Raw genomic sequence first — 19,248 nt, 5'->3', positions numbered from 1 at the left:
TCGTGCACAGACTGGACTTCCTCATTCCTTCCGAAAGATGCCTCGATAAGCCGCCGCTATCTCGCGGTTTCTCGCTTAACTAAAGACAGATGAGCTCTTCCTCGATATCGGGCGCTGGTGGTACAAGGACCACGAGATCGACGTCGTCGGATTCGCTGACGAGGCAACGATGGTCGTTGGGGAGTGCAAATTCACGAACGCGCCTATGGACTACAGCGCGCTCGCATCGCTGGAAGAACACGCCGAAGCGGTTCGATGGACGCCACGAGACGGTGGAGACGTCGACATCGAATACGCGTTGTTCACGCGGAGTGGTGCGACCCAAGCCGTCCGCGAAGCAGTCGCCGAGCGCGACGACCTCAACCTGTTCGACCTCCGAGAGATCGTCCGTATCCCGTGACTTCTCCCACGACTAACGTCCTGTTTCTTACCCATAAGTTCACCAAGTTCCAAACAGAGGTTTCAGACGCTGTCGACCCCAATCTATACTCAGAAGATCGAGGTGAGGAGTGAGCCGGGCGATGATCTCGGCAGTCGGGGGTTACTGAGGACGCTCGCCAGATCCAGCCAGCAGACCCACACAAAGAATAATACTTTTGTCTGTTACACAAATTTGTGTAGCTATAGAATGTATGAGGTGTGCGGTGAGAAGGAATTCAAGGTCCTCCTCGCGCTCGATCCAGGCGATTCCATCTCCGGCGTCGCGCGGAAGATCGACGAGAACCGGGAGACGATTCGGCGCGTCGTGAACCGTCTCGAGGAGGCCGGCTACGTCGTGTATGATGATGGTCTCCAGTTCCTTGATCAGACGATTCGGGATGTCGGGCTCGAGTTCCTGGCCGCAGCAGCGGCTACCTCGCCGCCGTCAATCCCGGAGGCGTACGTCCTTCCGCAGTTCGCTGGCATGGACTACGCATTCACCGCTATCGATGCAGTCTACGTCTGGACTCGCGGTGGCTATCAAGTCGCTCGCGAGCCGGATGATTATCCGCTGTTCATCGCCGTCCACGAGTCAGATTTTGACGCCTGGACAGCGTTCTTCGACCGATTTGGGATCCCCACTGCGGAGGACCGCCAACCTGCCGACGGTCTCGACGGCGCTATTCAGGTTGTCCTCGAGCCACGGGCAGAGATCGAGGCTGAGATGGTCGACGGACGACCCGTCATTCCGCTTCAGGACGCTGTTGCGTTCGCAAACGAATACTACGCAACCTTCGAGTCCGCACTCGACATGCTCGACCGGATGTACGACCAGGTCGACACCGATGTGAATTATCGCCGGGAGCCAACCTGAATGAGCCAAGAAGACCGCAGTCAGTGACTCACGACTGAAGTCGTGGGCTTTTCGGTGGACTCCCGTTCTGCCGACACTGGGGTGTCGGACGCCACGTCAGTCGCGTTCACGGTCATCATCCCCGACTTCAGGGCGTACTGACAGAACGCCCCTCCAGCGGGGGACTTCTGCCCTCGCTAGAGTTTTCGCGCGAGTTTTCGCGCCACGTTCTTCGCCGCGTTGTAGTCTGCATTTGCCTGATAGGAACAGTCCAAGCACTCGAAGTGTTGACCATCCCGGTTTTCCTCCAAGATACAGCCACACTTCGAGCATTGCTGGCTCGTGTACTGTGGCTCTACTGTAGCCACGACGACCCCGCATCCGCTTTCTGTGCGTGGCTGCCGCTAAGAAATAAAGCGGCCAGAGCGAACCGACGCTGTTTATCCGCGCCTCAACAGGAGCGGAGGCGATCATCAGTGGGCAATCCTGACAGTCAATCGTCTAACACAAGCAAGCTTTCACCAGAACAACGGCTCGAATCCCCGAATACCCGACTCATCAACGCCGGCATTGTGACGATTCACGACATGGAGACGCTGCGAGCGTGCGTCGCCTACGAGAACGCGAATCAGCAGCGCGTCCAGGTCCTCCGCCGGCTCGAAGATCAGGCCAGTGAAATCCGCTCACAGGACGGCTGACGCGACAGCTAGGGGCAGTTTGTCAGGGCCTCGGTGGGTGGAGACTCGAATGAGATGACCGACCTAAAATCGAGATTCAACGACAGACCGCGTTCGGTGATGATGGCCAGCTCGAAGTGACCGAAACGAGCATCGAGACATCACTCGAGGACTTCGGCGCTGACGTGGATCACCGCGACCGCGATTCACGACTTGGCCGACCCGAGGCGAGCGAGTTCGGCGTCGACGATCGGCCCGAAGTCGAGCACTCAGAAGAAGGCGATCAGCCCACGCTCTTCGCTGATACGGCCGAGGACCAACAGATACTCGCCGGCGACGATGCGGCCGCTCGCTGTCTCTTCGAGGAGTAACTATGACACGACTCACAAATTGGACGCGAGAGAGCCGTACACCGACCCTGGCGTACCGACATACAGAGATCGACGCTCAAGCAGTCCTGCACCGAGCACCAGATTCGCACATCCACACGTGGCGGGCCGGGATTCTCGTCGAGAGCTACCCGTGTGGTCGCGCGGCTTCGCGACGAAGGACGCCACGGCGCTTCGGGACGAACTCGAAAAGCGCCCCCAGTCGGAGCTCCGCTGTCCAGAGTGCCCGAACGACGAGGTCGTCGTCGGCCAGAAGAGTGCCGACAGTGCGAAGGTCCAACGGTGGTTCGAGTACCGGGAGTGGGGCTACGAAAGCCGCTCAGCACTTGTCTACGGTCCCGAGCGCTGATTCTTAACAAGGAAGCAGACGACAAGCGGAAGACGCAGTGGACTCGACCTGACCGGTGGGTTCAAGACGATGGGTAAGGAATTCTTACGTAGAGTCACTCATGAGTACTGACGACCCGGAAGTCGCGACGGTGACATCAAAGGGGCAGATCACCATCCCAAGTCGGCTACGCAAACAGTTCGGCCTCGAACAGGGGACGAAACTGATGGTCGTTCCAACGGACTACGGCCTCGTGCTGAAGAAACTTGAGCTCCCCTCCGTCAAGGAGTTCCAGCAGCGTGTCGAGGAGCGTGCTGAAACGGTCGATCTGTCGATAGACGAGGTCAACGAGCTGGTCCACGAAGCGCGGGGCGCCGATGAATGAGAGCCGTTCTCGACACGAATGTCTTCATTTCGAGTGTCATCTCTACGGGTGTCCCCCACGAAATCGTCGTCAAGGGGTTTAGCAGCGAGTATCAGATCGTCGTCTCCGTCGCGACACTCACAGAATTTCGAGACACCCTGCTCAAATACCCAGAGAAGTTCCAGATGGACGAGGAAGACGTCCAGGAGGAGGTCGAAACGATCCGCTACTTCGCGGAGTTCGTCGACCCGGACGAAGAGATCACGGCGGTCGACGACGATCCCGATGACGACAAGTTTCTCGAAGCTGCCGTAGCCGGGAATGTCGACTACATCGTCTCCGGCGACCGCCACCTGCTCGATCTCGATTCGTTCCAGGGGATCGATATTGTCGAGCCCAGAGCATTCTACGAACGCCTCACGGCCCAGTAAGCCGCTCGTGACCCACAGGAAATGACGGCCTCCAGAGTGTCCAGCAATTCGTCTTCGCGTTCACCGAGGCTCATGCATTGAGACACGGATCCTCGTGGGACGCGTCGATATCGCGGTCGTACTCATCGGCGATCATCTCCAACGCCGGCTCGTAGTTCACCCGGTACTCCAACATGTGCTCGATTACCTCGTCCAACGGAATGACCGGATTGCCGTCAACCCACTCGCGAGTGATGTCCCCACTCCTCGGGAACAACACGTACGAGACAGTCGCATCGTAGTCGGTTGCATCCGGCCGCTCTTCGATCCGGCTCGGAATCCCGAACTCATCGAAGAACGCCGTCCACCGTTCGACGTCCTGGTCGGCGACCTGGATGAAGATCGGATAGTCGTCGTGGCCGCGGGCGATCTGATAGCCGCCGTGGGTCCAGACGTAGACGCCGTCGATTTTCGTGTACGCAAAGGGCATCCCGGCGAAGTGTGGAATGACGTAGCCGTCGTCGATCGAAGGGGGAACAGCGCGAGAGATGGCCGCGACGAGATCGTAGTAGCGATCCCTGACAGCGTACTTCTCGATGTAGACGCCGTCCTCACGCCGGATGAAGCCTGCGTCCTCCAACCGCTCGATCCAGTCGTAGACCCACGAGTAGGAGCCGTCGATCTTCTGGGCGATTCGCCGGATCGAGTCACCCGGCCGGGCCGCGACCATGATCTTCGCCGCGGTCTCGTCGACGTACTCCATCATCGTTAGTTATCGGTATCGCATCTAACGGTATTAGTCTTGTCCCCCGTATCTCCTATAGAGTTATCTCTATACAGATATACTATTCTTGGCTCCGGTAGTCCGATCCGGCTCAGCATTTGAGCAGAGATGAATTAACCAACTGAGGATACGACTGATCGCTATTCGTTGGTTAAGTCTATCAGCGCCCGCCGAGGGGCGGAGGCGCACTCCCGTCTCCACGAACTATGACCGACCGATATCTAACGACTGTTCTCGACGAGGCAGAGCGAGTCGCAGAGCACCACGAGCAGGTCGCCCAATCTTCGGGCCATCCGGAACACGAGTATCTTCGGTACGCCGTCCTTCGGCTGCTCGAAGACGAGGCTGACGAAACATCGGTGGAGATACCGCAGATTGACGGCGTGACTGTCGGATACGGGGAGGACAAGGCGATGTACGAGAGCTGGGATGACGACGTCGAATGGTGGGAGACGGTTTCGCCGCAGGAGGCGTGTACCCGTTTCCGGGTGTTCTACCCCGACGAGCACAAGGCAGTTCCGCGAGTCATCGTCGACGTGATGGCAGCACTCGGGGCGTGGCGTGTCTGGACTGGGAGCGCTGCCGCCTGTGGCTCCTACGACCATCGCGAGCGTCAGGAAGTCCACTATCTGTGGCCGGAGGGACATCCGGTCGAGGGCCTGCTTGCGAATCGGCTCCAGGATCCCGAAGCTGCGGTTGCCCCAGACGGCGGCCGCACCGGCGACGTACGCGATCGGATGGTCGTCACGGAGCACTCGCCCCAGCACGACGACCTCGAGCCGCGAACCAGCCGTGCCGTCGACGAATCGATGGCCGTCTCGCTGCTCGAAAAGGGTGGCCGCTATGAGGTCCGATCGGCGTCCGGAAACTGGTATGAAGTCGACGTGATCAGCGAGTCGTGTACGTGTCCAGACTGGCGGAAGCGTACGCCCGAGGGCGGCTGTAAACACCTCCGGCGAGTCGATCACGAGATCAAGCAGGGGCGGGTCCCACGACCTGATGGGCGCCTCCCCTCAAACTCGTAGCGTCACTGGTCCTCATGTAGTCTCACTATGCAGGAGTCACACGGGGTGAGACGAAGGAAACGACTGACTGAGAGACTTGCCGAGGAGAACCGAGCCGATCACGATGACAGCCCCACCGACGAGCATGGGATCCAGACCACCTCGAGTCGTTGTGATTCGGCCAGTGCCAGATCAAACGTCGAACTGACGCCAATCTTGAGGGCGAACGTGACACCCACACCGATTACGAACGGGAGACTCCACTCCAAGCCGGCGGTCACAAAGACATCCACCCGGGTTAGCTCGGTCGTCTGGTGTAGATAGATGCTGAATACGGTGAGCGGTGGGAAATCGAATCTGGATAGTTTTAACCAACAAAACTATTGATTCTGCCCCCAGTGTTGGTTAACACAGATCGACCCATGTCCTACGAACCACCGACGCCGCCAGCGGAACTCCCATCAGACATCGTCGATACGCTTAATGGATGCTCCCCAGACCAGCTCCAGCACGTTGCCCGCTACGCCGAGGCAGTAGCCGAACACAAGGAACGTGAGGCTCGTCTCGACGAAGAGTCAGATGAAGACGAAATCGAAGAGCGGCCCAACGACCTCCCGGACGATGTCCCAGCGAAAGCCACGATCACAATCAAGGAGATCAACGATAACCGCTACTACTACTGGCAGTGGAGAGAAGGTGACACAGTGACGTCAAAGTACAAAGGGCCGGTCAATCCGGACAAGTGAACGCAACCTGGGGCCCCCATCCCACGTTGCCGTCGTTTCCCCACGAACTCCGCATCACGATGGTATAGACGACAAGAAAATCGTAGGACACACCCCCCGTTTTCGAGTTGTAAATGGGAGATGGAAAGGGGATAGCACAGTACATCGACCGGCACGTCAAATCTCTTGGCTCACCCACCCCCCGTTTTCGAGTAGTAACGAGACATCCCGACGACCGACACCCCCCATTTTCGAGTTGTAACGCAGCACGCTGGATACGAACACCCCCCGTTTTCGAGTAGTAAGTGCTGGGAGAATCCGGAGGAGATTAGTTCTTACTCTGGAACTGCTTCAGCCGTTCGCGGACAACCGCACTGATTGTCGCCTCTTCGTGAGCTAGATCTTCGAACCGGGAATCCTCACGGATCGTCTCCATGATCGTTTCCGGATCTTCAGAGAGGGAGAAATACATATGCACTCCTTTGCCTCGCCCCTTACCTCGACGCTCAAAGTCCAACACACCGTACGTACTCTGCTCAGTGACGTGATTTACGAAGGTCTCGCGACTGTACTGGTCCGCGTCCATCGTATCAGCAATAAATTGGTACGTCTTGAACGCAGGTCCAGCAGGGATCCACTCAGGATGTTCTCTTGCGTAGTGTGCCGTCGCCGCCACAGCGTAAATCGAGAGTTTCTTTTGAGTCGATATTCCGCTGATATGGCGGAGTTTGCGGTTTTCGGTGTATTTCTCCTGGGCTTCACGGACATCAGTCTCGGTAACCGTGTCAGCTCCACGCCGCTCAGCTAATTCGCCAGCCCATCTGAGGAGATCAATCGCCTTTCGCGCATCCCCGTGCGTTTGGGATCCAAACGCGGCAACAAGCGGAATGACATCATCTGCAAGTGATTCTGGCTTGAAGGCGTCCCCCCGGTTGTGGAGAATACTACGGAGTTGCGTCGCATCGTAATCGTCGAAGAAGATGTCGTCGGGATTGTAGGAACTCTGTGCGCGGCTGTTGAGATCCTTCATGAAGTCGGCATAGTTCGTTATCGTCGTAAGTGAGATGGGACCATCAAAGTCGGCGAGTTTGCGAGCCCGTGAAAGCTGGTAGATGAGAGAATTGTACTCTGCTTCCTGATACGGTCCCTCGAGCATATCGATCTCATCGAGGATGAAGATGACACCGTCGTAATACTCTCGCATGAGTTCGTACAGTCGCTCGAGCTTCTGATCCGTTGAAACGCCAGTTTGGGGAACACCAGGATCAACGCCGAGGTCGTTGGCAGCAGCTTTAACTAACCGATAGACAGCCCGATCTGCAGTCTTCGGCCCCTCGCAGTTGATTGAAATGACCCCGAAGGTCTTGTCTTGAGATTCACACAGTTCAACGATCTGTTTGCAGACTGCATGAATGATGAGCGACTTCCCAGTTCCAGAGGGACCACTCAGAAGCATATCCGGGATGCCTTCGTTCTGGAGTACCGGTTTCAGGTTGTCGACGACACGGCCCAGCTGGTCATCACGACCGACGATACGATCCTCGTCGATGATGGTATCTGACCGAACGAGGTCTTTGTTCGCGAAGACCCCGCCGGACGACTCGGTTTGGAGTCGATCCCGGATTGAGATGCCGCCACCGTCGCCGTTGGTTGCTTCTTGAGACGAATCGGTTGGATCCGAGTCGTTCTCGAACGTCGCTTGTGATGTATCGAGCGAATCTATATCCTCGCCCGTCGACTCAGGGCTTTCAGGATCAGCAGAAGAAGATTCACGATCCCCCTCATCTTCCGCGTGATTCGATCCTGCTCTACGTCCCTCTCGTCCCATTATGAAGCCCCTCGAACTCTGGGTATAAAAATATGGACCCTTGTGGAGTTGTAACCGGGCGAAAACAGGCTATCTAACGACTATAGACCCGTATTCTCTGAATGAGTCAGATACCGTCTTCGGAATCTATCACCCTCCGTTATCGATTTGTAACGGTTCGACAATAGCGAGCTTCGTCGAACTTCCTCGATGACCTAGACTCCCCGTTTTCGAGTTGTAAGACGTTGTGAGGAGGTAACACACCTGGTTCGTGCTCCCACCCACCCTATTAGCGTGTTGTAAGGAGAAGGGAATCGAAGTGAGTCTCGGAGCAAAGTCCACATAATCTGGATTTTGTGAATGATGCTCTAGGTGATACGGTCTTACTCACACTCCCCGTTTTCGAGTAGTAAGCGCCAGAATAGTCGCAAGAGACCGACGCTCGTAGGACCCGATCACGAATGAGAGTAATACCGGGTTTCAGACATGGTAGCTGGTGAAGCTGATTTGGTGATCTCGAATGTTGTACCCTCTCCCCCCTTTTTCGAGTTGTAAGTCGATGGGAACAGGCCACACCAAACGCTATGTAACTAGCGTTGAGTTAACAGAAGTTGGCGTAGAGGCGATAAAACGTGCTAGTACACGGGAGCAGAACCAAGGACGAGATGAAGAAGTCATCTACTCCAGAGATCTCAATCATCTAGCTCCGGCTAGACGATTTGTTTTCTTTATCTCTAGTACGGTTATAGTAAGGCAAGGGCCAACATAAACTTTCCCATTTCTAGTTACAAGATAGAAGATGAGGAGCTCACCTTCTCTATCGTGTATATCAGCCACAATCAGCTATTTTGAAGTCCCTCTTGCTGTTCACCCCTCCCCGCCGTCACGAGTTTACAACTCGAAAAAGGGGGGAGGGGGGTCGTCAGATCCAGTCCATGATACCGACTATACGTGTTCCGTTGAGTTTCAAGTTCCGGCTGTTCGCCGATCACACAGACGTCATCGTGGGCGTCACCGAACACGCCCAGGGCTGCTTCCTCGTTGAGCAGGGCTACTTCACAGCCCTCGAGGAGTACTTCGCGAAGACGCACATGTTCAAACGCGACGTACAATACGATAGATGTGGACGCGATCGACACGAACGTAGCCGTCGAGAGTCCCTATAGTGGAATGCAGACCGCGATCTTCGAGATGCTCAACGATGCTAGGTGTCTCTGCCGGTGGACGACTGAAGACGGCCTCGTCGAGTGTACCGAGGCTCTCGTGAGTGATCAGGAATACCCGTAGACAGAGACGAATCGGTTACTCCCATGCCCGACGTTTCTGTCGTTTCTCCACGAAATCCTGTTCACCGATGGCCCAGACAACGAATGAACTCGAACAGGAAGACATCCCCTGTTTTCGAGTAGTAAGTGCGGGGTGAATCCGTGCAAGATTGGGTCTTCGAACCACGAACCCTCACGGGATAAGTAGTCCACTGGAGAGCGATTGCAAATGTTCGTAAATGAAATTTCGTTTAGATGCTGTCAGACACTCCACTATTGCCAGTAAAATCGGAGGACAAGACGCTATTTGATGAAATTGGCAACGGTGGTCCCGATAGTAATTAGTCGGATTGATAGGAACAAGGAAGTTACTGGCAACACCGGAGAGGGTACTGGAGAAACTGGCACTGACGGTTGCGCGGTTACTGGCAAAAGTGGAGAGGGTATTGGCAGTACTGGTGTTGACGGTTGAGAAGTCACTCCAGAACCCGATGCCGCTTGGCAGTTTCACGAATGTCGTTGAGCTCACCTAGTTCGCTCTCGAGTGCGTCGAGGGCCGACGACAGAGAGACATCAAGCTCGTATTCGTTGTAGTTCCCGCGTCCACTCGACGAGTCGACCAACCGTAAGATCCCGTGGAGGCTCAAATCCGACAGGTGGTCGTGTACTCGCCTGCGTTTCAGTGGTTCACTGCCGTGATTACGAAGAACCTCTCGATAGCGCTCATAGATCAGTTTCGTCCGCTCGGGTGTTTCTCCCTCTGCCGCTAGCTGACAGACAGTCAGCAATACATATTGCCCCTGCCGGGTCAACGAATGCATCCCTTCGACCACCTGTTGTCGCTGGATCTGATGCTCGGCCTCCCGAACGTGGTCTTCGGTGATTTTCGCCTCTCCACCCGCCATCGCGTCGTTCTCGGCGATATCAGCTGCTTTCCGGAGTAACCGTAACGCCTGCCGAGCAGATCCCGAGTCCTGTGCAGAGAATGCTGCGCACAACGGGATTACATCTGACTCGAGGACATCGTCGTAGAGTGCGATATCGGCTCGGTGCTTGAGAATATTCTGCAGTTCAGTCGCGTCGTACGGAGGGAACAAGATTTCCTCTTCGCAAAGAGTGTCCTTGACTTTCGGAGAGAGGTTTTCTCGGAACTTGAAGTCGTTCGAGATGCCGACCACACCGATTTTCACATCGAGATCCAATTGCGAGCGTGCTCGTGGAAGCTCGTACAGAATATCGTCATCCGAGCCGATGTTATCGATCTCGTCCAGAACCACGAGAATAGTCCCACCGATCGACTCAAGGTCGTTGTAGAGTTCGTTGAAGATGCGTTTTTGTTGATACCCGGTTTCGCTCATCGGTTCGCGCGAAGACGAGACTGTGGTGAGAGGGTGAGAAGGAGAGCGAATCTCGTTCACGAGATTGACCGCTACCTGATAGGATGTGGTGCAGCCAGTACAGTTGAGCTCAATAACGTTGAGATCGACGTCGTCGTACTCTCCGGCGGATTCTTGCAGCTCCTCAAGAAGATCGTGCGTAGCAGCTGTCTTCCCGACGCCGGTAACGCCATAGAGAAAGACGTTGTTTGGTTGCCAGCCCTGAATGACGGGACGGAGAGCGGCCGCATATTCGTCGAGTTCTTCGTCCCGCTCCTCGAGTGTCTCTGGCTGGTAATCATCCCGGAGGACGTCTTTGTCTTGGATGATGAACGATTCTCGATTGAAGCGGCCCATAGGCGGACTCAAGACGAAGAACCATCATAAAACCATGGGTTCCAGTATCACCACTAACCCACCACTCGAACCAATTATGCCAGTATCGCCTCCGCTTATAAAACACACACACTCCACTATTGCCAGTAAACCTTTGCAACAACTGGAGGGGGTCAACGACCCCCTCTCTAATTAGCGATACTCTTAATACATTGCACGTGAAACCAAACCCGCACTAGCGAAAACTCCACTAGCTGTAGTAGGTTTAGATAACAGTAACTAGACTAGAGACGTGACAGTTTCTGCCCTCCCGTCCATTCTCCCCTCGTTATTGGCAATGGTGGAGTGAGAGAGGTACTTAAACGACGGTATTATTGGCAATACTGGCAACTCTGGTCGCCTTCTCCCTGCTACCATCGTTGCCTGCCCGATATTCCAGTCGAAATCTACCCTTCCCGACACCAGTCGATCGATGACCGTGGACCTCTTTCGATTAACCAACAAATCGTATGTATTGACCGTCTGTTGGTTAACTGTTCATGGTCTATGCTCGATTCGCGGTCGGCACTCAGTACTAGTATCCCGTGATTTCGGGGTTTCGCGATTCCACAAGGGTTCGCTTGGTTGCCGCTCGATCTCACCCAATCGGAGACAGGATATTACTGCATCGGCGACGCAGCTTCCGAACCGACGAGTGAGTACTCCCGGTCCCGGCTCGTGCCTTCCGCATCGACGAGGTTGTACTGGACCATCTTGGAGAGATACGTCCGCACTGTCCGTTTCGTCCGAGGATCGTCGACCTTCTCGGTATAGCGGTCGTGAATCTCGCTCGGCCCGAGTGGCTCGTGATCGCGAACAATGTTGTAAACGACGCGCTGGTGTGGCGTGAGTGAATCGATGCTCTTCTGCTTAATCTGGGCCCGGGCATCCTCGGCGGCGTCCAGGAGGATGTCGTTGGTGATGCGCTCGTGGCTCTCGCGGTCGGCCTTGCTAGCCGCTGTTCGAAGGATGCCGATAGCGAGGCGGGCGTCGCCGGCGGCTGCATCGGCGATGCGGTAGAGCTGGTCGTCGGTGGTGACGTTCTCGTCGAGCCCCCATTTCGCGCGAGCGCTCAGGATGTCGTACAGCTGCTCGTCGTGGTAGTTGTCCATCCGGACATGTTCGCTGGAGCGTAGCCGACTCACGAGCCGGTCGTCGACGCGGCTGAACAGCTCTTCTTCCTTGTTCGCGATGCAGATGATCGCGAACTGCGGGAGGCTGTGGAGGTCGTAGATGACGCTGGGGTCCTCGAGTTGGTCGACTTCGTCCAGGATGACGACGGTTCGCGGGCCGTCGTGTTGCTGGAGGCGGTCGACGAGTTCGTCGTGGGGCGTCGACTGTCGGTGGATGTCGATGGTCGCGCCGAGGTCGTCGAGGATCTGGTAGAGCGTGCGGAACCGGGTGTAGTTGCGCCAGCAGTTGACGTAGATGGCCTCGACGTCGAGGACTTCTTCTCGAAGTCGTTCCGTGACGAACTTCGAGATGCACGTCTTGCCGGCGCCGCTGGGTCCGGTGACAATAGCGGTATCGACGGGCTCTCCGTTCGTGATGGGCTCAAGAACGCTGGAGAGGTGATTGACCTCGGCGTCGCGATGCTCGACTTCCCGAGGGACGAATCCGGCCCGGAGGACGCGAGCATCGCGAATCATCTGTCTCTGACAGACTGATTTCGGGTCAGGTTACAAAAGCCTGACCGGGTCGTTTCCGGAAACTGCATCTTCCCGATTCTGTAATTAGATTCCTCGCGTTGTGTCTGCCTCTTTTCCCCAATTATGGAGAGATGCTTCCGGAAATTCTCTGAAAATTCGAGATTTCCTGAATCTGTGAGTGAGTACCTCGGGACTTATTTCGTATTTGACCGTTCGAGTTTCTGGAAACGTCCTCGGAAATTCTGTATCTGGGTGGTAGATCCAGCCACGGGATGCCCTTGACACCTATATTGTTGAAACTCGGAAGCGACCCGGATTCACACTTCAGGGCGGCACACATAGTGGGGGTACTGGCGCCGTGATATCCCAAGTGTTGTCCTTCCTACCATGATCGATTTCGAGGAGCAGATCTCGTCGATACTCGCAGCCGATTCTGACGACCTCTATGAGCGTGATCCTGAGACGTTTTTTGCAGCCCATATTGGCTTCTGTCCGCGCCAGCTATACGTCAACAAGCTCGGGCTCTCGAAATCCAAAACGTACTGGGGCAAGTATCGTGCGTCGCGTCTGATCCAGGACTACTTCGAGCAGCAGCTCAGCGATCGCAATCCGACACTGGAGACCGAAGTAAGCTTGAATATTGACGAGGGCCCTGTCCGATTTCTCGGTCGGTGTACCCTGTATGATCCCGCCGACGAAATTGCGTACGTGCTGAAGGTACGGAACGGCTGGTACAAATTCTCACCACCGATCGACCGCCATCTCGACCAGCTTCACATCTATATGCAGGGATTAGGAGTTGAGCAAGGAAAACTCGTGTACGTTTCAAAAAACGACCTCAGCGATATTCGGGAATGGCCGTGTCCAGACGCTGACTCGTCTGCCGTCCAGTTCGACGAATCACGATATGAGCAGTTAGTCACGAAGGCAAAGCGGATACGCAACCAGATCTGGACGCACGGCATTGCGACAAGTGAGGCCGAAATTCCACTTGAGAAATGCGGCTGCTACTTTTGCCAAGAGGAATCGTTGGCTTTCCCGGATGCAGTGCGTCCAATGTCGGACGGGTCTGGTGAGCCAGCTCTCGATACGTCTGAAAACAGGGGTTGCATGGCAGAGGAGACTGTCGAGACCGGCGTCACTGATTCGACTGACCGGACCTCTTCTACCGAAGCGGAAACCAGGGATCTGCTTGATGTGCCTGATTCGAACGATACACGTATTTTGGACGTGGATCGTTATCATATTCCGGCGGGATTGCGTGACTTGGATATCTGGGTTGTCTGGGATGGCCGGTCGAAAGTCGCTCTCGCGCCCTGGCAGGCGGACACAATGTATCCGTGTGAATGGGCCGCTTCAAAGGATGTGAATCCACGCCGGGGCTTCCAAAAAGCGAAGATGGTAGCGGAGCTTCCGCTTCGAGAGATACATCGTGCGTGGCCGTTCCCCGATGGTGAGGATCTTCCCGAGGCTGTGCATCCAGCGGTTCTCCTCCCACATGATCCACCAGATCCTCCGCTCTCGTTCGTGGATTTCGATGATGTTCGGGATCCAGAGACGGGTGAGGTATCAGACGAGGTAGCAACTCTCGTTGATGCGCTTGATGGATACACAGAGGTAAGTCAGAGCGGGACAGGGCTCCACGTGTATGTGCGCGGTCGTCTTCCGGAGGGGGTCGGAGCCTTTGCGACGGCCCTTTCCCAGCGCGGCGCCTTGGAAATCTACGATCACGCGCGATTCACTGGTGGGACATGGCGACATGTCGCCGGGACTCCACTCGATAGCGTTCCTGAGGCGACGGATGTCCTCGAGGCAATCGTCTTCCAGTACTAGTCCTGGTCTTGCTTTGCCAATTCACGAATCCGCTCCTTCGTCTCTTCCTGATGTTCACCGAATGCCACATCGAAAATCCCTCTATAGAAATGTTTGTTCTTCTCGAGAGTGATGTCTTCACGCTTCAATTGCTTTTTTAGCCGAGTGAATGTCACCTCAATGTCCTCACTCTGCTCCGGTTCAACGTATATAGTGGCGGAATCCCAGTCCTCACGGATATTCAGCGGTTCGTCGTCTGATTCCTCAATCGACGATTCAGTCTCCGCTGTAGGGGTCTCTCTCTGCTGACGTGATTGCCCTTCGGTTGCTGTGGTCGGGTCACTGTCTCGGCTTTCTCCGTCCGGTGTGTCCTCCGTCGGCTTGTCGTCGGCCGTGGCTTCCTCGTCGTCTGCTTCCTCTGACGGATCCTCAAATCGCTCGTCCATTCCTCGGGGCATCCTTACACCTCCACCTGCGTCTTGTCGAACGCACGTTCCATTGTCTCAGCAACCTCCAGGAAGAGGTCGCGCTCAACTTGCTGGTCGTTCGCGTCCTCCCACTCGAAAATATCGCAGCCGTTGTCCCACGCGCGCTGTATCGCCACCCGCATTGGGAGTTTGAAAATCGGGGCTAGTGACGCATATGACTCGTCGAATGCATCCAGGAACTTCTGTGATTGGCCATCGTCTCGATACATGTTGGCCAGTAGCCCTACGATAGCTATCTCGATTTGCTGGTTATCTTCGATGGATTCTAGCTGATCCCAGAGGTCATCCAGAGCATCCCGTGATGTCGCTTGGGTCTGGGCAGCCAGGAAAACGTTCTGTGCCGCGATGAACGCTGCATCCGTCAAAACCGAGAGATCAGGTGGGCAGTCTATCAAGATATAATCGTAGTCGTATCCGTCGTCAATCAGCTCTTCCAGAGCAACTTTTAACGAGAGACGAGCACCTGCATCGTCCATCCAATCTCGGGCAAGCCCCATGTCCTTGTGGCTCGGCACCAGATCGAAATTCAGATGTTCGTAGTCGTCGCTGTGGATCACAATTTCTGAAAGCGTTGTGTTGTCCGTGCGCGGATTGTCAACGAGGACATCGAGGAGATTTGCGTCATCGGTCGCGAGCGTATTTGGAAGATCGTTCTTCGGGCTTGAGGGGTCGTTGTCGTCGCCCGGGCCGAGTCCCAGGCCTTTCGTCATATCGGCCTGTGGATCCATATCAATCGCGAGGACATCGTGATCTCGCGAGGCCAGTGCTGCGGCGCTGTTTATCGTCGCCGTTGTTTTCCCAGTCCCGCCTTTCTGATTGCCGAAGGCGATCGTGGGGATACCAGTCGATGGTGTGACGCCCCAGCCACGGGGTGACTCGGTCATAGTTCGATCATTGATTCACTGATTCATAAATCTACGCCAGACATCGAATCTCGTTCTGGAAATTCTAAAGGTCCGTATTCCGTGGTATAAACCGCTAACAGGCGGTTTTGGTGATGTATTTGGTGGAAATCAAAGAATCACTGATTCATTGACTCAACACATCCTGGAATCCCCGCTTTGCTGGGTCCTCGTGGAATGGAGGTTGCTACTGCAGTTGCTGAATGAGTGACTCTGCGCTTCTCGGAGTGGGGTATTCATTGAATCCCTATTTCTTGGATTCACTGATTCATTGATTCACTGACTCCATGACTCGCCACATCCTATTGGATTCCAAGAATCAAGTACTCCTTAACTCCTTGATTTATGGCTTCAGTCAACTGCTCCACGCACGGTGGCGCGGGGCTTGTCAGTGAACTCGGCCTCTGCCGACAGTTAGTCGGACGGGACGAATCCCCGGTTCGGCGTCACGGTTCCTGACTTCAGGGCGAGTTGACCGTCGCCCGTCCGCCGCGACGACTGTAGGCTCCGACGGATATACCGCCACCTAACATTCTTCGCTCCAACATAGTCCGCATTCGCTGTCGCACCACATTTCTCGCATTCGAATTCCGCTTGCCTGGCACGGTTCCCTTCGCTCGTGTGTCCACACTCGGGACACCGCCGACTCGTGTTCTCCGGATCAACGTACTCCACACAGATGCCTTCTGCATCGGCCTTGTACTCCACGAGGTCAACGAGTTGTCGGTGCGCCCACTGGTGGAACTCCTTCACCGGGGGCGCACGTTCCCGAATATGCCGCAGGTTCTCGAACGCGATGTACGCGCAGCTGTGTTCCAACGCTTCTTCGATGATGTCGTTGGCCACGCGGTGCAGCACATCCCGAACGTAGCGGGACTCCCTGCCGCTCATCTGCTGGATGGTACGGTGTGCGGACTGCGTGCCGGTCTGTTGGAGGTTGCCGCGAATCCGCTCGAACTCCCGGTGTCGATGTCCAAGTTCTCTGCCGGACGCGAAATAGGCCGTCGAGGTCGTGGCGATATTGACGATGCCGAGGTCGACGCTGTGAACTGTCTTGTCCTCGTCGTCGCCCTGTTTTTCGACCTGTTTCTCGGGCTTCGGTTTGCGAAAGCCGAGATGTAGGTAGTAGTCGCCATCACGCCGAGAGAGCGTGGATTCGGTGAGTTCCCAGTCCTCGTTGTTGAGGTACTGGTGTTGGTAGCCACCTTCGTCGTCCGGCAACGTGAGATCGCACCGAATACGGTCGTCGACCGTGGAAAGTGAGACTGTTCCGTCGTCAAATAGTGTCATCGTCCGAGTGTCGTATTTCACAGGCGGTACGAGGCGGATGTCCCGACCCTTGAGGTCGGGGAGGAAGCCGACACTCGATGAAACTAACTACGTTCTATAGATAGGCCAGCTCCCCCCCACTCTACTAATAAACTTTTATTATGCAACAGAGGTAAATGTGAGCCACAGATGGACGATGCGCTACGACGCACCGTGCCGGTCAAACTCGACGTACCAGAAGAGCGTCGTGGCGACCTCCATCAAACCAAAGCTCAGTTCTTGCACTGCGCCAACCGCACGAGCGAGTGGGCGTGGCGCTACGACGACTACTGTGTCACCAACAAGAGCAAAGCCGAAAACGCCCTGTACGACGAGTTGCGCGAGGAAACCGACCTCACCGCCAACCTCGTCCAGAAAGGCATTCGACGCGCCATCGAAGCCGTCCAAAGCGGCGTCGAGAAACTGAAGCAAGGCGAACAAACGAGTCAACCCGAGTTCGACTCGTGGAGCGTCGTCTACGACAAACGCTCTGCGTCATTCAACGACGACTACGCCACGCTCTCTACCCCCGACGGCAGAGTCACTGCTGAATACGTCCTCCCACCCGAGGACGAACGCGAAGACACGCCGTTCGGCAGGTACTACGAGAGTGAGGCGTGGGATGCGTCGATCGCCACGCTTCAGTACGACGAACAGGAGGATGCGTTCTACCTGCATGTCACGCTGAAGAACCCGAACTACGAGGGTGACGGAACGGAACGCCAAGAAAGCGAGTCACGTAGTGAGGGTGCCGAGAACGGAGTGGTTCTCGGTGTTGACCTGAACGTGACTGGCGCGTTCGCTGTCACCTCCACAGGCGAGTTCATCGGCAGTGCGGACTCCCTCACCCACAAGCGCAACCAGTACGAACAACGCCGCGCCAAACTGCAACAGACGGGTACACGGTCGGCTCACCTCACGATGCAGTCCATCGGCAGTCGGCTCTCGGATTGGTCATTGGACTGGCTCCACAACCGCGCCAACGACCTCATCACGGAAGCCCAAGACGCGGACGTGGACGGCATCATTTTCGAGACCCTTGACCACATCCGCGAGAACATTGCGAACGGGTCGAAGTTCCAGCAGTGGGCCTACGCGAAGTTCGTGGAACTCGTCGAGTACAAGGTCGAGTCTACGGAGTTGTTCGTGGATACCGTGAATCCGGCGTACACGAGTCAGCGTTGCTCGCACTGTGGGTTTACCCACGAGGACAATCGTGACGACAAGGCGTTTGAGTGCCAATCATGTGGGTACGAAGTGAACGCGGATTACAATGCCGCGAAGAACATCGCAAATCGGTACTGCGGGTATATCCATCGCGGGCAGAAGTCTCGCGGTGGATGGGCCACCAGTCAACTGGCCCTCAAGTCAGGGACGTTGAGCGTGAACGGCGACTACACGCCTACCGAACTACTCGGTTAGAACGGGAGTCCACTGACAAGCCTCGGGGCTTGACCCCGAGGTGGTTGACGGAGAATATACGTGTAGAGGCGAGCGAGCCGTGGCTCTTCGAGTAGCTGTGCCACTGAGATAAGGCCATTAACGGCGCATTCGAGGTCCCCCGTCGCTTTCGACGTACAATACATAATTCGTATACTGTATAATAACGATTAGGTTGCAACCGAAGTCGGAGGCGTCCAAGTATCACATTTCGCTTGGTTCGAATGCAGCAGCCAGCTGATCGCGCATATACTTCCGGCAGAGCGTGCGGGCCCGGGAATCTGAGAGATAATTCTGCAGGACGACGTCGGCACTCGCGCTTCCTTGTTCGGCCGCAATTTCGTCGGTATCATCGATCCCCGCCGACAGTCGCTCGTCTGCGGCTGATTCCTCAATCATTCCAGCATCAATCACGGTCAACGAGACCCCCAATTGACTCAACAATAGTCACGCTATCGGGTGTTTTTCGAGGTTTTGTTGGAGCTTCGCCAAACACTTATAGTGTTGGCCGCTATCCCAACACGTAGGGAATGCCGCAGGAGCCGCTCTTCCAGTACACGCACGTTGAGGCCGGCCTGGTCGAGAACGTCGTGCTTCGGCCGACTGATGACACTGAGACATACCCCTCAGGCTGGAAGTACACGCTCCACTTGGGCACACTAGATGACCTCACGCTCGTCCGGTATGACAACTCGCACGAGGACACGAAGGGCCACGAGCACCACACCGCGGCCGGTGACAGAGACGACGTCGAATTTCCCGGGATGGAAGACCGGCTCGTCGAGTTCTGGGCGAGCGCGGACGAGTACTGGGAGGCCGTCGGCGGCAACCCGCCCCGACCACACTGATCGAACACCCCCCGACCAACCGAC

At 55.9% G+C, this 19,248-nt stretch carries 17 protein-coding genes and 6 pseudogenes; 13 read left to right on the top strand and 10 right to left on the bottom strand.

From position 1 onward, the window contains the following. Positions 1-79: 79 nt before the first annotated feature. Both ABNG04_RS17380 and ABNG04_RS17375 read left to right on the top strand, forming a co-directional pair. Positions 80-400 (top strand): annotated as a pseudogene (locus ABNG04_RS17380) (DUF234 domain-containing protein); the annotation flags it as partial. A gap of 228 nt (positions 401-628) precedes the next feature. Beyond that, entirely contained in the window at positions 629-1,294 is a 666-nt protein-coding gene (locus tag ABNG04_RS17375) for a helix-turn-helix domain-containing protein (RefSeq protein ID WP_006181012.1), read from the top strand. Positions 1,295-1,314: 20 nt separating this feature from the next. Here the strand turns inward: ABNG04_RS17375 and ABNG04_RS17370 are convergent. Continuing rightward, positions 1,315-1,650, bottom strand: a pseudogene (locus ABNG04_RS17370) (zinc ribbon domain-containing protein); the annotation flags it as partial. Between the two features lie 99 nt (positions 1,651-1,749). Here ABNG04_RS17370 and ABNG04_RS17365 point away from each other — a divergent pair. From ABNG04_RS17365 to ABNG04_RS17345, 5 genes and pseudogenes are all read left to right on the top strand, one after another. Further along, on the top strand, positions 1,750-1,971 hold the full coding sequence (locus ABNG04_RS17365; RefSeq protein WP_089769349.1) for a DUF8129 domain-containing protein: 222 nt from the start codon (positions 1,750-1,752) through the stop codon (positions 1,969-1,971). Positions 1,972-2,039: 68 nt separating this feature from the next. Next, on the top strand, positions 2,040-2,321 hold the full coding sequence (locus tag ABNG04_RS17360; protein ID WP_049804884.1) for a hypothetical protein: 282 nt from the start codon (positions 2,040-2,042) through the stop codon (positions 2,319-2,321). A 2-nt stretch (positions 2,322-2,323) separates the two neighbouring features. Then, positions 2,324-2,688 (top strand): annotated as a pseudogene (locus ABNG04_RS17355) (DUF7568 family protein). 100 nt (positions 2,689-2,788) lie between these two features. Next, a complete protein-coding gene (locus ABNG04_RS17350) occupies positions 2,789-3,052 on the top strand; it encodes an AbrB/MazE/SpoVT family DNA-binding domain-containing protein (protein WP_006181008.1) in 264 nt (87 codons plus the stop codon). Further along, positions 3,049-3,462 carry a putative toxin-antitoxin system toxin component, PIN family gene (locus ABNG04_RS17345; RefSeq protein ID WP_006181006.1) on the top strand — a complete coding sequence of 138 codons (414 nt, stop codon included), beginning with the start codon at positions 3,049-3,051 and terminating at the stop codon, positions 3,460-3,462. Before ABNG04_RS17350 ends, ABNG04_RS17345 begins: the two co-directional genes overlap by 4 nt. Before the next feature lie 70 nt (positions 3,463-3,532). Here ABNG04_RS17345 and ABNG04_RS17340 read toward each other — a convergent pair whose 3' ends face one another. Further along, the gene (locus tag ABNG04_RS17340; protein ID WP_089769347.1) at positions 3,533-4,204 is read right to left on the bottom strand and encodes a helix-turn-helix domain-containing protein; all 672 of its coding nucleotides are present in this window, start codon (positions 4,202-4,204) and stop codon (positions 3,533-3,535) included. Between the two features lie 227 nt (positions 4,205-4,431). Here ABNG04_RS17340 and ABNG04_RS17335 point away from each other — a divergent pair, with 227 nt between their 5' ends. After that, a complete protein-coding gene (locus ABNG04_RS17335; protein ID WP_089769345.1) occupies positions 4,432-5,250 on the top strand; it encodes a hypothetical protein in 819 nt (272 codons plus the stop codon). Between the two features lie 401 nt (positions 5,251-5,651). Beyond that, positions 5,652-5,975, top strand: coding sequence for a DUF6788 family protein (locus ABNG04_RS17330; RefSeq protein WP_089769343.1), 324 nt, complete (start codon positions 5,652-5,654; stop codon positions 5,973-5,975). A gap of 307 nt (positions 5,976-6,282) precedes the next feature. Here ABNG04_RS17330 and ABNG04_RS17325 read toward each other — a convergent pair whose 3' ends face one another. Beyond that, the gene (locus ABNG04_RS17325) at positions 6,283-7,782 is read right to left on the bottom strand and encodes a Cdc6/Cdc18 family protein (protein ID WP_217635397.1); all 1,500 of its coding nucleotides are present in this window, start codon (positions 7,780-7,782) and stop codon (positions 6,283-6,285) included. Between the two features lie 1,101 nt (positions 7,783-8,883). On the opposite strand from ABNG04_RS17325, the gene ABNG04_RS17320 reads away from it, so the two are divergent. After that, a complete protein-coding gene (locus tag ABNG04_RS17320) occupies positions 8,884-9,048 on the top strand; it encodes a hypothetical protein (RefSeq protein ID WP_371163601.1) in 165 nt (54 codons plus the stop codon). Positions 9,049-9,502: 454 nt separating this feature from the next. Here the strand turns inward: ABNG04_RS17320 and ABNG04_RS17315 are convergent, their stop codons facing one another. Then, a complete protein-coding gene (locus tag ABNG04_RS17315; protein ID WP_004594472.1) occupies positions 9,503-10,759 on the bottom strand; it encodes an orc1/cdc6 family replication initiation protein in 1,257 nt (418 codons plus the stop codon). Positions 10,760-11,397: 638 nt separating this feature from the next. After that, positions 11,398-12,426: a Cdc6/Cdc18 family protein gene (locus ABNG04_RS17310; RefSeq protein ID WP_089769341.1), complete on the bottom strand. Its 1,029-nt coding sequence runs from the start codon at positions 12,424-12,426 to the stop codon at positions 11,398-11,400. Between the two features lie 387 nt (positions 12,427-12,813). Here ABNG04_RS17310 and ABNG04_RS17305 point away from each other — a divergent pair, with 387 nt between their 5' ends. Then, on the top strand, positions 12,814-14,259 hold the full coding sequence (locus ABNG04_RS17305) for a hypothetical protein (protein ID WP_371163600.1): 1,446 nt from the start codon (positions 12,814-12,816) through the stop codon (positions 14,257-14,259). On the opposite strand, the gene ABNG04_RS17300 is transcribed toward ABNG04_RS17305, so the two are convergent. The 3 genes and pseudogenes from ABNG04_RS17300 to ABNG04_RS17290 all read right to left on the bottom strand — a co-directional run. Beyond that, positions 14,256-14,684: a DUF8160 family protein gene (locus ABNG04_RS17300; RefSeq protein ID WP_371163651.1), complete on the bottom strand. Its 429-nt coding sequence runs from the start codon at positions 14,682-14,684 to the stop codon at positions 14,256-14,258. The two genes, ABNG04_RS17305 and ABNG04_RS17300, sit on opposite strands and share 4 nt — an antisense overlap. A 14-nt stretch (positions 14,685-14,698) precedes the next feature. Continuing rightward, positions 14,699-15,610, bottom strand: coding sequence for a ParA family protein (locus tag ABNG04_RS17295; RefSeq protein WP_371163599.1), 912 nt, complete (start codon positions 15,608-15,610; stop codon positions 14,699-14,701). A 432-nt stretch (positions 15,611-16,042) separates the two neighbouring features. After that, positions 16,043-16,939: pseudogene (locus ABNG04_RS17290) on the bottom strand (RNA-guided endonuclease InsQ/TnpB family protein); the annotation flags it as partial. A 147-nt stretch (positions 16,940-17,086) separates the two neighbouring features. Here ABNG04_RS17290 and ABNG04_RS17285 point away from each other — a divergent pair. Then, a complete protein-coding gene (locus ABNG04_RS17285) occupies positions 17,087-18,358 on the top strand; it encodes an RNA-guided endonuclease InsQ/TnpB family protein (protein WP_006180995.1) in 1,272 nt (423 codons plus the stop codon). Between the two features lie 44 nt (positions 18,359-18,402). Here ABNG04_RS17285 and ABNG04_RS17280 read toward each other — a convergent pair. Together ABNG04_RS17280 and ABNG04_RS17275 are read right to left on the bottom strand one after the other, a co-directional pair. Next, positions 18,403-18,522 (bottom strand): annotated as a pseudogene (locus tag ABNG04_RS17280) (DUF7437 domain-containing protein); the annotation flags it as partial. Positions 18,523-18,580: 58 nt separating this feature from the next. Further along, positions 18,581-18,724 (bottom strand): annotated as a pseudogene (locus ABNG04_RS17275) (tyrosine-type recombinase/integrase); the annotation flags it as partial. 182 nt (positions 18,725-18,906) lie between these two features. Between ABNG04_RS17275 and ABNG04_RS17270 the strand changes: the two are divergent. Further along, entirely contained in the window at positions 18,907-19,224 is a 318-nt protein-coding gene (locus tag ABNG04_RS17270) for a toxin-antitoxin system TumE family protein (protein ID WP_015310253.1), read from the top strand. The last annotated feature ends 24 nt before the right edge of the window (positions 19,225-19,248 follow it).

It is taken from the genome of Halorubrum miltondacostae, from assembly GCF_041379815.1.
Lineage (GTDB): Archaea > Halobacteriota > Halobacteria > Halobacteriales > Haloferacaceae > Halorubrum > Halorubrum miltondacostae.
This window is presented reverse-complemented; position numbering and strand designations above follow the sequence as displayed.

Bases quoted from the DNA above. Each gene is read 5' to 3' on its own strand.
- ABNG04_RS17330 (WP_089769343.1), top strand. From the start codon at position 5,652: ATGTCCTACGAACCACCGACGCCGCCAGCGGAACTCCCATCAGACATC.
- ABNG04_RS17305 (WP_371163600.1), top strand. From the start codon at position 12,814: ATGATCGATTTCGAGGAGCAGATCTCGTCGATACTCGCAGCCGATTCT.
- ABNG04_RS17345 (WP_006181006.1), top strand. From the start codon at position 3,049: ATGAGAGCCGTTCTCGACACGAATGTCTTCATTTCGAGTGTCATCTCT.
- ABNG04_RS17295 (WP_371163599.1), bottom strand. From the start codon at position 15,610: ATGACCGAGTCACCCCGTGGCTGGGGCGTCACACCATCGACTGGTATC.
- ABNG04_RS17285 (WP_006180995.1), top strand. From the start codon at position 17,087: ATGGACGATGCGCTACGACGCACCGTGCCGGTCAAACTCGACGTACCA.
- ABNG04_RS17335 (WP_089769345.1), top strand. From the start codon at position 4,432: ATGACCGACCGATATCTAACGACTGTTCTCGACGAGGCAGAGCGAGTC.
- ABNG04_RS17340 (WP_089769347.1), bottom strand. From the start codon at position 4,204: ATGGAGTACGTCGACGAGACCGCGGCGAAGATCATGGTCGCGGCCCGG.
- ABNG04_RS17310 (WP_089769341.1), bottom strand. From the start codon at position 12,426: ATGATTCGCGATGCTCGCGTCCTCCGGGCCGGATTCGTCCCTCGGGAA.
- ABNG04_RS17315 (WP_004594472.1), bottom strand. From the start codon at position 10,759: ATGGGCCGCTTCAATCGAGAATCGTTCATCATCCAAGACAAAGACGTC.
- ABNG04_RS17375 (WP_006181012.1), top strand. From the start codon at position 629: ATGTATGAGGTGTGCGGTGAGAAGGAATTCAAGGTCCTCCTCGCGCTC.
- ABNG04_RS17270 (WP_015310253.1), top strand. From the start codon at position 18,907: ATGCCGCAGGAGCCGCTCTTCCAGTACACGCACGTTGAGGCCGGCCTG.
- ABNG04_RS17350 (WP_006181008.1), top strand. From the start codon at position 2,789: ATGAGTACTGACGACCCGGAAGTCGCGACGGTGACATCAAAGGGGCAG.
- ABNG04_RS17325 (WP_217635397.1), bottom strand. From the start codon at position 7,782: ATGGGACGAGAGGGACGTAGAGCAGGATCGAATCACGCGGAAGATGAG.
- ABNG04_RS17300 (WP_371163651.1), bottom strand. From the start codon at position 14,684: ATGGACGAGCGATTTGAGGATCCGTCAGAGGAAGCAGACGACGAGGAA.